This window comes from Amycolatopsis sp. Hca4 (assembly GCF_013364075.1).
Lineage (GTDB): Bacteria > Actinomycetota > Actinomycetes > Mycobacteriales > Pseudonocardiaceae > Amycolatopsis.
Genome location: NZ_CP054925.1, coordinates 9,732,707 through 9,746,191 on the forward strand (window position 1 = coordinate 9,732,707; position 13,485 = coordinate 9,746,191).

Consider the following 13,485-nt stretch of genomic DNA (forward strand, 5'->3'; position numbering starts at 1 on the left):
CCGCGGCACCTTCCGGCACGCCCGGCCGGCAAACTGCCGCTCACCCGCGGCGGGCGTCGTCCAGGCGGCGGGCCTCCGCGGCCTGCTCGAACGGCGTGTCCCCGGCCGGGTGGCGGTCGCCGAGGGCCGCGAACAGCGCGGCCACCTTGGCCGAGTCGTGGTGGGCGGCCAGGCCGGCCAGCGCCGGGTCCGTGTCGGCCAGTACCTGGCGGAAGCGGAACTCCGCGAGCGGGCCGAGGCGGTCGTAGATCTCCAGGAACACCTTCTGGGCCCGGTCGCGCGCCCAGTCCGCGGGCAGCAGCTCGGCCGGCAGGTCCGGGTCCGTCTCCGGGAACCGGCGCCAGTCCACGCGCAGCTCGGTGCGGGTGCGCAACGCCTGCGCCGGGCTGATCAGGCCCGCGTCCAGGCCGGTCAGCACCTCTTCGTAGCGCTCGACGAACTGCTCGTACTCCCGGGCCAGCGGCCCGAGGTCGAAGGCGGTGGCCGCCGCGGCCGGGCCGGGGACCTCGGTGGCGCGGAACACCGTCGCACTACGCAGGTCCAGCTCGCGCAACGCCGCCAGTGCCGGCTCGGCGAGGTCGTGCGGGCTGATCCAGACCCCGTCGTACAGCGCGGCGAACCGCAGGACGCGCAGCCGTGACCGCAGCGCCGTGCGCAGGCCGCGGTCCTGCTCCGGCACCGAGAACGTGACCACCGTCCACTGCCCGTCCCACTCCGGGGCGGTCGTGCCGAAGGTCAGCATCCGGTGTGTGCGCTCGATGATCACCTCGGACGTCCTGGCGGGGATGCCGTAGGCGGTCGTGCGGCCGCTGCGGGACACCGTCAGCAGGCCGCGCGCGGCGAGCCGGCGGATCGCCGCCCGCGCGCTCGCCGGGCTGATGTCGAACTCGCCGAGCAGCTGGACCAGCGCGGCCGACGGGATGTGCTCGTCGCGCCAGTACCAGAAGTCGCCCAGCAGCGAGGTGAGCAGCAGCTGCGGCTCGGCTCCCTGCTGGGAGCGGGGCAGCGGGCCCGAGGGCGGCACTGTCATCGCGCTCCTGCCTCTCCCGGTGGCGGCCGGTCCGCCGCGGGGGTCCATGGTGGCAGTTCCGGGAGCGCGGCCGGAGCGAGGGGTTGAATCACGCGACACATCATGCGACGATCGGCGCCCAGATAGCAACCAATCGTTCTCCCAGGTTTCCGCGCCGCCCTCCTCAGGCGGCCCCCGCAGGAAGAAAACGACATGGGTTCCTCACTTCGTCAATGGCGTCGAAGCGCGCTCGCGGTGGCCGCCGCGGGCCTCGCGGTGGCCGGGTGCACGGTCGACGACGGCGCGGCGGCCGCCCCCTCCGCCGCGGCCCTCACCGCGGTCCCGGCGCTGCACGACCAGCTGCCCCAGGCGGTCAAGGACGCCGGCGTCCTCCGGTTCGCCGGGGACTCGCACCCGCCGTACCGCACCGTCGGCCCGGACGGGAAGACGGTCACCGGCATCGACCACGACTTCCAGCAGGCGCTCGGCCAGATCCTGGGCGTGCGCACGGAAACCACCATCGTCAGCGGGCTCCCGGCCGCGCTGCAGGGCATGCTCAGCGGCCGGTACGACGCCTTCAACGGCCCGGTCAAGGCCACCGCCGAACGCGAGAAGCAGTTCGACACCGTCACGTGGATGACCACCCGCACCGCCTACGTCGTCCCGTCCGGTTCCGCCGCGGGCATCAAGCAGGCCGCCGACCTGTGCGGCAAGCGCGTCGCGGTGGTCACCGCCAGCGTCGTCGAAGACCAGCTCGGCAAGCTGTCCGCGTTCTGTGAGCGCTCACAGAAGCCGGCCGTGCAGGTGGTCGGGCTCGACGACACGAACGCCACCCTGCTGGCCGCCAAGTCCGGCCGCGCCGAGGCCGCCGGGATGACCCAGGCCGCCGCGATCGACGTGACCACCCAGCAGAAGGGCCAGTACGAATACGTGACGCAGACCGAGGAGCAGGGCGCCACGAAGGACAACCTGGCGCTCTACACGCCGAAGCCGGCGAAGCTTGGCCCGGTGCTGCAGAAGGCGTTCGAGGAGCTGTTCCGCAACGGCACCTACGCCCGGATCATGAAGCAGTGGGGCCTCGACGACGTCACGGTCCCGCAGCCGCTGTTCGACGTGGCGTCGGCGAAATGACCGCGGTGTCCACAGTGGAGGAGACGGCACCGGCCCGCGACGACGTCGCCGGCGCGCGCGGACGCTTCCGCCCGCTGCGCTGGCTGTTCGTGCTCGTGCTGGCGGTGGTGGCCGCGCAGCTGGCCGTCTTCCTGGTGGGCAACTCCCGGTTCCAGTGGGACGTCGTGGCGAAGTACCTCTTCGAGAAGAGCGTCCTGGCCGGTCTGGGCACCACGGTGCTGCTCGCCCTCGCCGCGATGGTGCTCGGCTCGCTGGCCGGCGGCGTGGTCGCGGCGATGCAGTTGAGCGGGTTCGCGCCCGCCCGGTGGGTGGCGACGCTGTGGGTCGGCCTGTTCCGCGGGATCCCGCCGCTGGTGCAGCTGATCTTCTGGTTCAACCTCGCCTACCTGCTGCCCAGGCTGTCGATCGGCGTCCCGTTCGGCCCGGTCTTCGGCACCTGGGACGCCAACACCGTCATCACGCCGCTGACCGCCGCGGTGATCGGACTGTCGCTCGTGGAGTCCGCGTACCTGGCGGAGATCTTCCGCGCCGGAGTCCTGTCGGTGGACCCCGGCCAGCGCGACGCGGCCCGCGCGATGGGCTACCCGCCGGGCCAGACGCTGCTGCGGATCGTGCTGCCGCAGGCGATGCGGGTGATCATCCCGCCCGCCGGCAGCCAGTTCATCAACGTGCTCAAGGGCACCGCGCTCGTGTCGGTCATCGCGATGTCGGACCTGCTGCACTCGGTGCAGGTGATCTACAACCGCACCTACGAGATCGTGCCGATGCTGCTGGTCGCCTGCTTCTGGTACCTCGTGGTGGTCACCGCGCTGACGGCCGGGCAGCGCCGGCTGGAGCGCCGGTTCTCCCGCGGCCACCGGGGTGCCCGGTGAGCGCGCCGGTGCTGCGGATCAGCGACGTCCGCAAGGAGTTCGGCGCGGTGACGGCGCTGGCGGGCGTCAGCCTCGACGTCCGCGAAGGGGAAACGGTCGTGGTGATCGGGCCGTCGGGGTCCGGCAAGTCGACCCTCGTCCGCTGCGCCCACCAGCTCGAGCCCATCGACGGCGGCGCACTGTACCTCGACGGCGAGCTGCTGGGCCACCGGCGCACGCCGGGCGGGCTGCGGGCGCTCCCCGAGCGGCGGGTCGCCGCCCAGCGGCGGCGGATGAGCATGGTGTTCCAGCAGTTCAACCTGTTCCCGCAGTTCACCGTGCTGCGCAACGTGACCGACGCGGCCATCCGGGTGCACGGCCGCGATCGGTCCACAGTGGAGGCCGAGGCGCGGGAGCTGCTGGCGCGCATCGGCCTGGCCGGGCGCGAGGACCACTACCCGCGGCAGCTCTCGGGCGGCCAGCAGCAGCGGGTGGCGATCGCCCGCGCGGTGCTGGTCCGGCCGCGGATCATGCTGTTCGACGAACCCACCAGCGCGCTCGACCCCGAGCTGGTCGACGAGGTGCTGGCCGTGCTGCGGGACCTCGCCGCGGCGGGGACCACGATGGTCGTCGTCACCCACGAAATGGCGTTCGCCCGCGAAGCGGCCGACCGGTGCGTGTTCATGGAGGCGGGCCGGATCGTCGAAGAGGGCCCGCCGGACGAGCTGTTCACCCGGCCGCGGACCGACCGGCTGCGTGCCTTCCTGTCCCGCCATCTGTCCGAAACGGAAGGTGCTTCGTGATCACTGTCGGCGCGGTCGGCGACCTCATCCTGGACGAGCCCGACCCCGAGTTCTTCCTCGCCCCGGCCGCGCCGGTGCTGCGGGCGATGGACCTGGCGATCGGGCACGTCGAGGTGCCGCACTCGACCACGGCCGTCCAGCAGAGCACCGACGTCCCGGCGCCGCCCGCGGATCCCGAGGCGCTGAAGGCGGTGGCCGGGGCCGGCTTCGCGGTGGTCACCCTGGCGGGCAACCACGTCCTCGACGCCGGGGCAGGCGGGCTGGCCGACACGATCGCCTACGCTCGCGCCGCGGGCATGGTGCCGACGGGTGCCGGGTCGAACCTCGCCGAAGCCCGGCGCCCGGCGGTCGTCGAACGCGGTGGCCTGCGCATCGGCGTGCTGTCCTACAACTGCGTGGGCCCGCGCGAGTCCTGGGCCGGCTCCCGCAAGCCCGGCTGTGCCTACGTCCACGTCCTCACCCACTACGAGCTGGACCACGCCAGCCCGGGCGGGCCGCCGAAGATCTACACCTTCGCCGACCCGGACAGCCAGGAGGCGATGGCCGACGACGTGCGCCGCCTGCGGGCCGAGGCCGACGTCGTGCTGGTGGCGCTGCACAAGGGCGTCGGCCACACCCCGGTCGAGGTCGCGATGTACGAACGCCCGGTCGCCCGCGCGGCGGTCGACGCCGGTGCCGACGCGGTGTTCTCCCACCACCCGCACATCATGCGGGGCATCGAAGTCCACAGAGGACGGCCGATCTTCCACGGTCTCGGCAACTTCGCCACGGTCACCCACGCGCTGACCCCGGGCGCGGGCGTCGGCGCGGACGAGCTGCGCGCGTGGGCCGAGCGGCGGACGAAGCTGTACGGCTTCGCGCCGGACCCGGACATGCCGTTCTTCCCGTTCCACCCCGAAAGCCGCAACACCGTCATCGCCTTCTGCCGCTTCGACGGGACCGGGCTGCGCGAAGCCGGGTTCGTCCCGTGCCGGATCGACGACCGGGGCCGCCCGGTCCCGGTCGGCGGCACGCCGGAGGGCGAGGCCGTCACGAAGTACGTCGAGGACATCACCCGCGGGGCCCGGCTGGGCGGCCGGTTCACCACCCGCGGCACCGAAGTGCTCGTCGATCTCACCGAGGGGGTTCCTTCATGACCGACCAGCCACTGGCCGGCCGCACCGTCATCGACCTGACCACCGCGCTCGCCGGGCCGTACGCGACGCTGCTGCTCGCCGGGCTCGGCGCCACCGTGATCAAGGTCGAAAACCCCGCCACCGGCGGGGATTCCTCCCGCAACAACGCACCCTACGTCGGGCGTGACGGGCTGAACCTCGCCCGGCGGCACGACGACGACCTCTCGGTGTCGATGCTGCTGCGCGGCCGCAACAAGCTCAGCGTCACCCTCGACCTGAAGAACCCGCGCTCGCACGCGGTCTTCGCCGACCTCGTCCGCGACGCCGACGTGCTGGTGGAGAACTACAGCCCGGGCGTCACCGACCGGCTCGGCATCTCCTACGACCACGTCCGGGAGCTCAACCCGCGGCTGGTCTACACCTCGATCAGCGGGTTCGGCGCCCAGGGCGGCCCGGGTTCCGGCAAGGCGATGGACTCGATCATCCAGGCGCTCAGCGGCGTGATGATGACCGCGGGCGAGCCCGACGAGGGCCCGGTCCGGTTCGGGCTGCCGATCGGCGACCTGCTGGCGCCGCTGTTCGCCGTGGTCGGCACGGTGTCGGCGCTGCTGCAGGCCGAGCACACCGGCGAGGGCCAGCGCGTGGACGTGTCGATGCTCGGTGCGCTGACCTCACTGGTCGCCTGCGAGCCGTTCGACGCCTTCGACGCGGTCGGCCTGCCCCAGCGCACCGGCTCGATGGTGCCGCGGCTGGCGCCGTTCGGGATCCTGCCTGCTCTCGACGGTTACGTGGCCCTGTGCGCCCCGACCGACGCCTTCGCCCACGGCGTGCTGCGGGCGATCGGCCGTCCCGAACTGGCCGAGGACGACCGCTACCGCACGCGGGACCAGCGGGTCCGCGCCGCCGACGAGCTGCACGGCCTGATCCGCGAGTGGTGCCGGGTGCGGCCACTGGAAGAGATCCTCGCCGCGTTCACCGCCGAAGGCGTCCCCGCGGCGGAGGTGCGCGAGCCGCGCGAGGCGGTGCGGGACCCGCTGGTCCTGGCGCGCGAGGAGGTCGTGCCGCTGCGGCACCCGCGCCACGGCGCCGTGGCCGACCTGGCCGGCACCGGCGTGCCCATCCGGTTCTCCGCCGCCCGCGCCGCCCTCGACCGGCCGGCGCCCGGGCTGGGGGAGCACAACGAGCACGTCTACCGCGAGCTGCTCGGCTACACCGAGCAGCAGCTGGCGGACCTGGTCGCGGAGGCGGTCATTTGAGCACCGTGGGGTACGTCGGCGCCGACGTCCCGGTCGAGCTGATCACCGCGACGGGCCTGCGGCCGCTGCGGCTGACCGGCAAGCCCGGCGAGGACAGCTCGCTCGGGGACCGCTACCTCGGCCGCGGGGTCGACCCGGTGGCCCGGTCGGTACTGACGCGCATCCTCACCGGGGCCTACGGCCCGTTGGAGGCCATCGTCGTCTCCCGCGACTGCGAAGCGTCGTTGCGCCTGTTCTACGCCCTGCGGGAGCTGCACCGGATCGAGCCGTCGCTGGGACTGCCGCCGCTGCGCCTGGTCGACGTGCTGCACCTGCCGCACCACACGACCACCCGGTACGTCCACGCGAAGATCGCGCAGCTGCGCGAGTGGCTGGGGCGCTGGCGGCCGATCGCCGACGACGACCTCGCCGCGGCCATCACCGTCCACGACACGCTGCGACGGTTGCTCGCTCGGGCCGCCGTGCTGCGCCGGGAGAACCGGCTGAGCGGCACCCGGTTCCTCGAACTCGTCGCCGCTACGACGGCGGTGCCGGTCGACGAGGCCATCACCCTCGTCGAGCGCGTGCTGGCCGAGGACCTGCCCGCGGCCGAAGGGGTGCGGCTGTTCCTCACCGGCAGTTCCCACGACTCTCCGGAGGTGTACGAAACCCTGGAGCGCAACGGTTTCTTCGTCGCGGGGGAGGACCACGACTGGGGCGAGCTGCTCTTCGCCCGCACGTGCGCGGCGCCGACGGAACTGGCACTGGCCGAGCGGTACCAGTACAACGGCCCGTCGGCGCCCCGCGCGTCGATCGGGCAGCGCGCCGCGCACACCGCCGCGGCCGCCCGGGCCTGCGGTGCCGAAGTCCTGTTCTCCTACGCCCGCGTCCACGACGACGCTCCGCCGTGGGACTTCCCCGGGCAGCGGGCCGCGACGGGCCTGCCGTCGGTGCTGGCCGAACGGCAGCCGTACGGCGAGCTGACGGCCGAGGCGCTGGCGGCGCTCGTCCCGGTGCGGGCCGCGGCATGACGGCCCGGCTGGCGTCGGCGACCACCGCGACCACCCACCAGCGCGAGTGGTTCGCCCGCCTGCGTGCCGAAGGCGGCCCGCTGGCGCTGGTCAACGCGGACGCGCCGCAGGAGATCTTCCGCGCGATGGACATCCCGTACGTGGTCAACCAGTGGTGGGCCTCGATCGTCGCGGCGAAGCGCCAGACCCAGCGCTACCTCGGCCTGCTGCGCGAGCGCGGGTACCCGGACTACATCGAGCAGTACAGCGCCACCTCGCTGGCCTCGGCGTTCGAGGACGACCCGGACCAGGCGCCGTGGGGCGGGCTGCCGACCCCGTCGATCGTGCTCGGCGAGACGACCGGCGACGCGGCGCGGAAGATCTTCGACGTCTGGGGCGCGCAACCCGGCGTCACCTACTACCCGCTGGAAAGCGCGGCGGAGAACGAGGTCCCGGCGCGGTGGTGGGAGCTGATGCCGCACCGCTGGGAGGAAGCCATCGGCAGCGACCGCCTCGACCTGCTGACCGGCGAGCTGACCGGGCTGATCCGGTTCCTCGAGCAGACCACCGGCCGGGTGTTCTCCGAGACGCGGTTCCGCGAGGTGCTGGACCTGGTCAACGAGCAGCAGGAGTGGAACCGCCGCACCCGCGACCTCATCGCGGCCGCCCGGCCGTGCCCGATCGCGGTCACCGACGGCATCCCGAGCGTCATGGTGCCTCAGTGGCACCGCGGCACCGAGTGGGCGCGTGACGCCGCCCGCGCGTTCCACGACGAGGTGCGCGACCGGATCGACGCGGGCGTTGCGGTGTGCGCGGACGAGCGGCTGCGGCTGATGTGGATCGGCCGGGGGCTGTGGTTCGACCTCGGCTTCTACCAGCGGTTCCAGGAATCGCACGGCGCGGTGTTCGTGTGGTCGATGTACCTCGCCATCGCCGCGGACGGCTACCTGCGCTACGGCGACGACCCGCTGCGCGCGCTGGCCGCCCGCTTCGCCGCCTTCGGCGACCAGCTCTACACCCCGCCGTGGTCGGCCGAGTGGTACGTCAAGGAAGCACGCCACCACGGCGTCGACGGCGTCGTGCACCTCGTCTCCGACGACGCGCGCGGCAGCTACTTCACCACCCGCGCCCTGCGCGCGGCGGGCATCCCGGTCCTGGAACTGCCGGCGGACAACGTCGACGCCCGCACCGGCGACGGCCTGACCGCGCGGATGACCGAATGGCTCGACGAACTGACCTGACCATCCGAAAAGGAGTGACGTGCGATCTCCACTTCGCCGACGAAGCCGAAGTGCGATCCTCGCGACCGCGGCCCTCGGGCTGGCCGTCGCCGGGTGCACGGTCGGCACCGGTTCCCCGGGCCTGGCCACCGGGACGAACCTCCCGGTGGTGCCGTCCCTGCACGACGCGCTGCCGCAGGCGATCAAGGACGCCGGCGAGCTGCGGTTCGCCGGTGACTCCCACCCGCCCTACCGCACGATCGCCACGGACGGCACGGTCACCGGGATCGACGCCGACTTCCAGGCCGCGATCGGCCAGGTGCTCGGCGTCCGCACCCGGACCGTCGTCGTCGCCGGGCTCCCGGCCGCGCTGCAGGGCATGCAGGCCGGCCGGTACGACGCGTTCAACGGCCCGGTCAAGGCGACCGCCGAGCGCGAAAAGCAGTTCGACACGATCACCTGGATGACCACCCGCACCGCGTACGTGTTCCCCACCGATTCGACGGCCGGGATCGCGCGCGTCGAAGACCTCTGCGGCAAGCGCATCGCGGTGGTGACCGCGAGCGTCGTCGAAGACCAGCTGAACAAGCTGTCCCGGTTCTGCACGGACACCAAGCGGAAGGCCACGCAGACCGTCGGCCTCGACGACACGAACGCGACGCTGCTGGCCACCCGCTCGGGCCGCGCGGACGCCGCGGGGATGACCGAGGCCGCGGCGATCGACGTCACGCAGCGCCAAGGCGGGAACAAGTACGTCACCCAGACCGAAGCGCAGGGCGCCACCAAGGACGACCTGGCGTTGTACGTCCCCAAGTCGTCCGGACTGGGCCCGGTGCTGCAGAAGGTGTTCGAAGAGCTCTTCGAGAACGGCACGTACGTCGGGATCATGTCCCGCTGGGGGCTCACCCAGGTCTCGGTGCCGAAGCCGGTCTTCAACGCGGCCACCCCACGGTGAAAGGACTTCCGATGGCCTTCGTCAAACCCGCACTCGCCGCCGCCGCGACGGCTCTCGTCGCGGTGACCGCGGCGGTCGTCGTCCCCGGTGCTCCCGAGGCGGAGGTCGCGGCGCCACCCGCGCCGCCCGCGGCCGGGGTGTTCCACCCGGTCGTCCGCGAAGGCGCGGCCAGGACGGGGGACTACGCGGCCGAGTACACCGTCTACCGGCCCGCCGACCTCGACCGGGTGCGCGGCAGGCTGCCGGTCGTGGTGTTCGGCAACGGCGCCTGCCGGCACACCAGCAACGACGAGCTGCTCACCCTGGAGACGCTGCTGGCCGCGCACGGGTTCGTCGTCGTGGCCGTCGGCGGGTTCGACGAGCCCGCCCTCACCGAGAACGGCTCGCCGGTACCGAAGGTGATCACCGACGCGATCACCTGGGCCGAGCGGGAGAACGGCCGTCCGGGCAGCGAGCTGCGGGCCCGGCTCGACCCGCGGCGGATCGGCGTCGCCGGGCACTCGTGCGGCGGCCTCGAAGCCCTCGTCGCCGGGGCGGACCCGCGGGTGAAGTCGGTGCTGTCGCTCGACAGCGGGTTCTTCGCCGACGGCACCCTCGGCTGCGGCCGGGAGAACCTGCGGAACCTGCACACGCCGGTGCTGTTCGCCGACGGCGGCCCGAGCGACGTCGCCTACGCCAACAGCGGCGAGAACTACGACCTCGTCACCGTCCCGGCGGTCCGGGCGACCAACGCGGCCGCGGGCCACACCGGCTTCGTCTACGGCCAGCGTGACGGCAGCCCCGACCCGAGCGTCCGCGAGGAGGCCGTGCGGGTCCTGGTCGCCTGGTTCGACTTCACCCTCAACGGCAACCGCACCGCGCGGGGCTACTTCCTCGGCGCGGGCTGCGGCCTGTGCGCCACCCCGGGCTGGACCGTCACGAGCAAGAACTTCTGAGGAGCTGGTCATGAGCAGGAGAACCTGGGCCGGTCTGGCCGCGGCCACGGTGCTGGCGGCGGTCCCGGCGACCGCCGACGCGGCCTCGTCGTGCCCGGCGGCCGCGTGCACCGAAGGGCAGCTGGCCGACGGGACGCCGTACGCGTTCGCCAAGCCGGCCCGGTGGAACGGCGCGGTGCTGGTGGACCTCGACTTCGCCGCGGGCGGCCTGACGAGCCCGCTCACCGCGAGCCTGGTGGACCGCGGCTACGCCGTGGGCGGCACCACCCGCACGGTCAGCAGCTGGAACATCGCGCGGGCGATCGACAACCAGGCGGAGGCGCTCGGGAAGTTCGAAGCCGCGTTCGGGCCGGCGCGGTACGCGATCGCCGAAGGCCGGTCGATGGGCGGGATGGTCGCCGCCGGGGTCGCGCAGGTGTACCCCGGCCGGTTCGCCGCGGCGATCCCGATGTGCGGTGGCCTCGGCGGCGCGGTCGGGCAGTGGAACCAGAAGCTCGACACGGTGTTCACGCTGAAGACGCTGCTGTTCCGGGACTCGGCCCTGCCGGTGACCGGCATGCCGGCCGACGTCCCGGGAACGCAGCAGCAGTGGCTCTCGGCGATGGCCTCGGCCCAGGGGACGGCGGCCGGGAAGGCGCGCATCGCGCTCGCGGCGGCGATCGGCCAGCTGCCTGGCTGGGGCCTCGCTCCGGACGGCTCGCCGACGCCGGTGCCGGCCGCCCGCGACACCGACGGCGTCGAGCGGGGCATGTACCTCGCGCTGGCGGGCGGTCCGCTGCCGTACCTCGGACAGGCGGTCAGCAGCCGCCGGACGATCGAGCAGCTGGCGGGCGGGAACCCGTCGTGGAACACGGGCGTGGACTACACGCGCCAGTTCGCGCTGGCGGCCCCGGAGCAGCGCGACGCCGTGCGGCGGCTGTACGCCCGCGCGGGCCTCGACCTGCAGGCCGACTTCGCCGGCCTCGCCGCGGCTCCGCGCGTCGCGGCCGACCCGGCGGCGGTCGCGTACCTGCGGCGGGGCATCGTGTTCACCGGCGAGCTGCGGATCCCGGTGCTGACGGTCAACGGCACCGGCGACCAGATCTCGACGGTGGCGCAGCAGTCGTCGTACGAGTCGCTGGCCCGCCGCACGGGCACCGCGTCCCTGCTCCGCCAGACGTACGTGCAGACGGCGGGCCACTGCACGTACACGACGGGCGAACAGCAGGCGGCGATCGACCGCATGCTGACCCGGCTGCGCACCGGCCACTGGCCGGACACCTCGCCCCGCACGATGAACGCCCTGTCCGCCGCCGCGGACGGCACACCGGGCCGCTACCTCGGCTACGTCCCGCCCCGCTTCAACCGCTCCTACCCGTGATCCCAAAGGCATCACCTGTGGTTGGAGGGGCATCACGTGTGATGGGAGGGGCATCAGCGTGATGCCTCTCCCGTCACGCGTGATGCCTTTCTGATCACGCGTGATGCCTCCCGGCGCTCGGGAGCGTGTGGAGGTGATCACCACCGGAAGGGGTGGACGAGTGGGCGGTTCGCACCTCTCGTCCGGGCCGGGACCGCTTTTAAAGTCACTCGCGACCCGAAGATCCCCCGACCGGAAGAGGCGCCATGGACGGGCTGATGCAGCCACGGCCGCTCACCATCGCCCACATCCTGGAGCGTGCCGAGCGGCTCTACGCGCACAAGGAAGTCGTCACGGCCGGCGGTGAGCGGCTGACCTACGCCGACGTGGCCCTCGGGACCCGGCGCCTGGCCACCGCGCTGGCCGCGCTCGGCGTCCCCGTCGGGGCGCGGGTCGCGACCTTCGCGAGCAACCACCGGCGTCACCTCGAGCTCTACCTGGCCGCTCCGGTGACCAAGCGGGTGCTGCACCCGATCAACATCCGGCTGCCGGCGGAGCACCTCGAGTACATCGTCGAGCACGCCGAGGACGACGTCGTGTTCGTCGACCGCGCGCTGCTGCCGCGGATCTGGCCGAGCGCCGCCCGGCTGCCGAAGGTGCGGTACTGGGTGGTGCTGCCCGACGACAGCGGCGAGCCCGTCCCGGACGATCCGCGCATCCGGCACTACGACGACCTGGTCGCCGCGGCGGAGCCCTTCGCGGGTTCGTTCGAGGACGGCTTCACCCTCGCCGACGAGCAGCTGGCGTCCGGGCTCTGCTACACCTCGGGCACGACCGGGCCGCCCAAGGGCGTGCTCTACAGCCACCGCTCGACGGTCCTGCACGGCCTGGGCACGCTGGCCGCGGGCCTCGTCGGCCTCTGCGAAAGCGACGTCGTGCTGCCGATCGTGCCGATGTTCCACGCCAACGCCTGGGGCCTGCCCTACGGCGCGATGCTGACCGGCGCGTCCCTGGTGCTGCCCGGCCCGTCGGCGGACCCGGACCACCTGCTGCGGCTGATGGCCGCCGAGCGCGTCACCGTCGCCGGGGCCGTGCCCACCGTGTGGACGACGATGGCGCCCCGCCTGCGCGAGCACGACCTGAGCGCCACCCGGTTCCTGCTCGGCGGCGGGTCGGCCGTGCCGCCGGCGCTGTCGGAGACCTTCCGCGCCGCGATCGGCGTGCCCATCACGCATTCGTGGGGGATGACGGAGGTCAGCCCGGTCGGCGCGATCGGCGGCACGCGCACCCAGCACCGGGACGCGTCCGCGGCGGACCAGGTGGCCGTGCGTGCCGCCCAGGGCCAGCCGCTGCCGCTGGTGAACGTGCGGATCGTCGACGTCGAAACCGGCGTGGAGCTGCCCCGCGACGGCGACGCGGTCGGTGAGCTGCAGGTCGCGGGCCCGTGGGTGGCGGGCGGCTACTACCGGGTCGACGCGGTCGAGAGCTTCACCGCCGACGGCTGGCTGCGCACGGGCGACCTGGCCACCATCGACCCCGACGGCTACCTGCGCCTGGTGGACCGCATGAAGGACCTGATCAAGTCCGGCGGCGAGTGGATTTCCTCGGTCGAGCTCGAAAGCGCCATCACCTCCCACCCGGACGTCACCGAGGCGGCGGTGATCGCCCGGCCGGACCCGCGCTGGATGGAACGCCCGGTGGCGTACGTGGTGCTGCGCGAGGGTGCGGAGGTCACGGCGGACGAGCTCGAGGCGCACATCACGCCGATGGTCGCGAAGTGGTGGCTGCCCGACGAGTTCGTGTTCGTGCCCGCGCTGCCGAAGACGGGCACGGGCAAGATCTCGAAGACGGCACTGAGAGACTCGGCCCGGGTCGGCTGACA

At 73.2% G+C, this 13,485-nt stretch carries 12 protein-coding genes; 11 read left to right on the forward strand and 1 reads right to left on the reverse strand.

The features are described 5' to 3' along the window. Window positions 1-40: 40 nt before the first annotated feature. Window positions 41-1,030 carry a PaaX family transcriptional regulator C-terminal domain-containing protein gene (locus tag HUT10_RS44120; protein ID WP_176176645.1) on the reverse strand — a complete coding sequence of 330 codons (990 nt, stop codon included), beginning with the start codon at window positions 1,028-1,030 and terminating at the stop codon, window positions 41-43. Window positions 1,031-1,222: 192 nt separating this feature from the next. Here HUT10_RS44120 and HUT10_RS44125 point away from each other — a divergent pair, with 192 nt between their 5' ends. The 11 genes from HUT10_RS44125 (at window position 1,223) to HUT10_RS44175 (ending at window position 13,483) form a co-directional block, all read left to right on the forward strand. Next, entirely contained in the window at window positions 1,223-2,140 is a 918-nt protein-coding gene (locus HUT10_RS44125; RefSeq protein WP_176176646.1) for a transporter substrate-binding domain-containing protein, read from the forward strand. After that, a complete protein-coding gene (locus tag HUT10_RS44130; RefSeq protein WP_176176647.1) occupies window positions 2,137-3,012 on the forward strand; it encodes an amino acid ABC transporter permease in 876 nt (291 codons plus the stop codon). The genes HUT10_RS44125 and HUT10_RS44130 overlap by 4 nt, the downstream gene beginning before the upstream one ends. After that, complete coding sequence (locus HUT10_RS44135; RefSeq protein ID WP_303247009.1) at window positions 3,009-3,794, forward strand: amino acid ABC transporter ATP-binding protein; 786 nt, start codon at window positions 3,009-3,011, stop codon at window positions 3,792-3,794. The genes HUT10_RS44130 and HUT10_RS44135 overlap by 4 nt, the downstream gene beginning before the upstream one ends. Further along, the gene (locus HUT10_RS44140) at window positions 3,791-4,930 is read left to right on the forward strand and encodes a CapA family protein (protein WP_176176648.1); all 1,140 of its coding nucleotides are present in this window, start codon (window positions 3,791-3,793) and stop codon (window positions 4,928-4,930) included. The genes HUT10_RS44135 and HUT10_RS44140 overlap by 4 nt, the downstream gene beginning before the upstream one ends. Then, complete coding sequence (locus HUT10_RS44145; RefSeq protein WP_176176649.1) at window positions 4,927-6,165, forward strand: CaiB/BaiF CoA-transferase family protein; 1,239 nt, start codon at window positions 4,927-4,929, stop codon at window positions 6,163-6,165. Before HUT10_RS44140 ends, HUT10_RS44145 begins: the two co-directional genes overlap by 4 nt. A gap of 5 nt (window positions 6,166-6,170) precedes the next feature. After that, the gene (locus tag HUT10_RS44150; RefSeq protein WP_254897521.1) at window positions 6,171-7,175 is read left to right on the forward strand and encodes a 2-hydroxyacyl-CoA dehydratase family protein; all 1,005 of its coding nucleotides are present in this window, start codon (window positions 6,171-6,173) and stop codon (window positions 7,173-7,175) included. Then, window positions 7,172-8,395, forward strand: coding sequence for a 2-hydroxyacyl-CoA dehydratase family protein (locus HUT10_RS44155; RefSeq protein WP_176176651.1), 1,224 nt, complete (start codon window positions 7,172-7,174; stop codon window positions 8,393-8,395). The genes HUT10_RS44150 and HUT10_RS44155 overlap by 4 nt, the downstream gene beginning before the upstream one ends. Before the next feature lie 19 nt (window positions 8,396-8,414). After that, window positions 8,415-9,329 (forward strand): transporter substrate-binding domain-containing protein, encoded by a 915-nt coding sequence (locus HUT10_RS44160; protein ID WP_254897288.1) that lies wholly within the window; start codon window positions 8,415-8,417, stop codon window positions 9,327-9,329. 11 nt (window positions 9,330-9,340) lie between these two features. Further along, a complete protein-coding gene (locus HUT10_RS44165; RefSeq protein WP_176176652.1) occupies window positions 9,341-10,264 on the forward strand; it encodes a hypothetical protein in 924 nt (307 codons plus the stop codon). 10 nt (window positions 10,265-10,274) lie between these two features. Next, window positions 10,275-11,624: a DUF6351 family protein gene (locus HUT10_RS44170; protein WP_254897289.1), complete on the forward strand. Its 1,350-nt coding sequence runs from the start codon at window positions 10,275-10,277 to the stop codon at window positions 11,622-11,624. 245 nt (window positions 11,625-11,869) lie between these two features. Then, window positions 11,870-13,483 (forward strand): long-chain fatty acid--CoA ligase, encoded by a 1,614-nt coding sequence (locus HUT10_RS44175; RefSeq protein WP_176176653.1) that lies wholly within the window; start codon window positions 11,870-11,872, stop codon window positions 13,481-13,483. Window positions 13,484-13,485: the final 2 nt, after the last annotated feature.

Bases quoted from the DNA above. Each gene is read 5' to 3' on its own strand.
- HUT10_RS44120 (WP_176176645.1), bottom strand. From the start codon at position 1,030: ATGACAGTGCCGCCCTCGGGCCCGCTGCCCCGCTCCCAGCAGGGAGCC.
- HUT10_RS44125 (WP_176176646.1), top strand. From the start codon at position 1,223: ATGGGTTCCTCACTTCGTCAATGGCGTCGAAGCGCGCTCGCGGTGGCC.
- HUT10_RS44130 (WP_176176647.1), top strand. From the start codon at position 2,137: ATGACCGCGGTGTCCACAGTGGAGGAGACGGCACCGGCCCGCGACGAC.
- HUT10_RS44145 (WP_176176649.1), top strand. From the start codon at position 4,927: ATGACCGACCAGCCACTGGCCGGCCGCACCGTCATCGACCTGACCACC.
- HUT10_RS44155 (WP_176176651.1), top strand. From the start codon at position 7,172: ATGACGGCCCGGCTGGCGTCGGCGACCACCGCGACCACCCACCAGCGC.
- HUT10_RS44165 (WP_176176652.1), top strand. From the start codon at position 9,341: ATGGCCTTCGTCAAACCCGCACTCGCCGCCGCCGCGACGGCTCTCGTC.
- HUT10_RS44170 (WP_254897289.1), top strand. From the start codon at position 10,275: ATGAGCAGGAGAACCTGGGCCGGTCTGGCCGCGGCCACGGTGCTGGCG.
- HUT10_RS44175 (WP_176176653.1), top strand. From the start codon at position 11,870: ATGGACGGGCTGATGCAGCCACGGCCGCTCACCATCGCCCACATCCTG.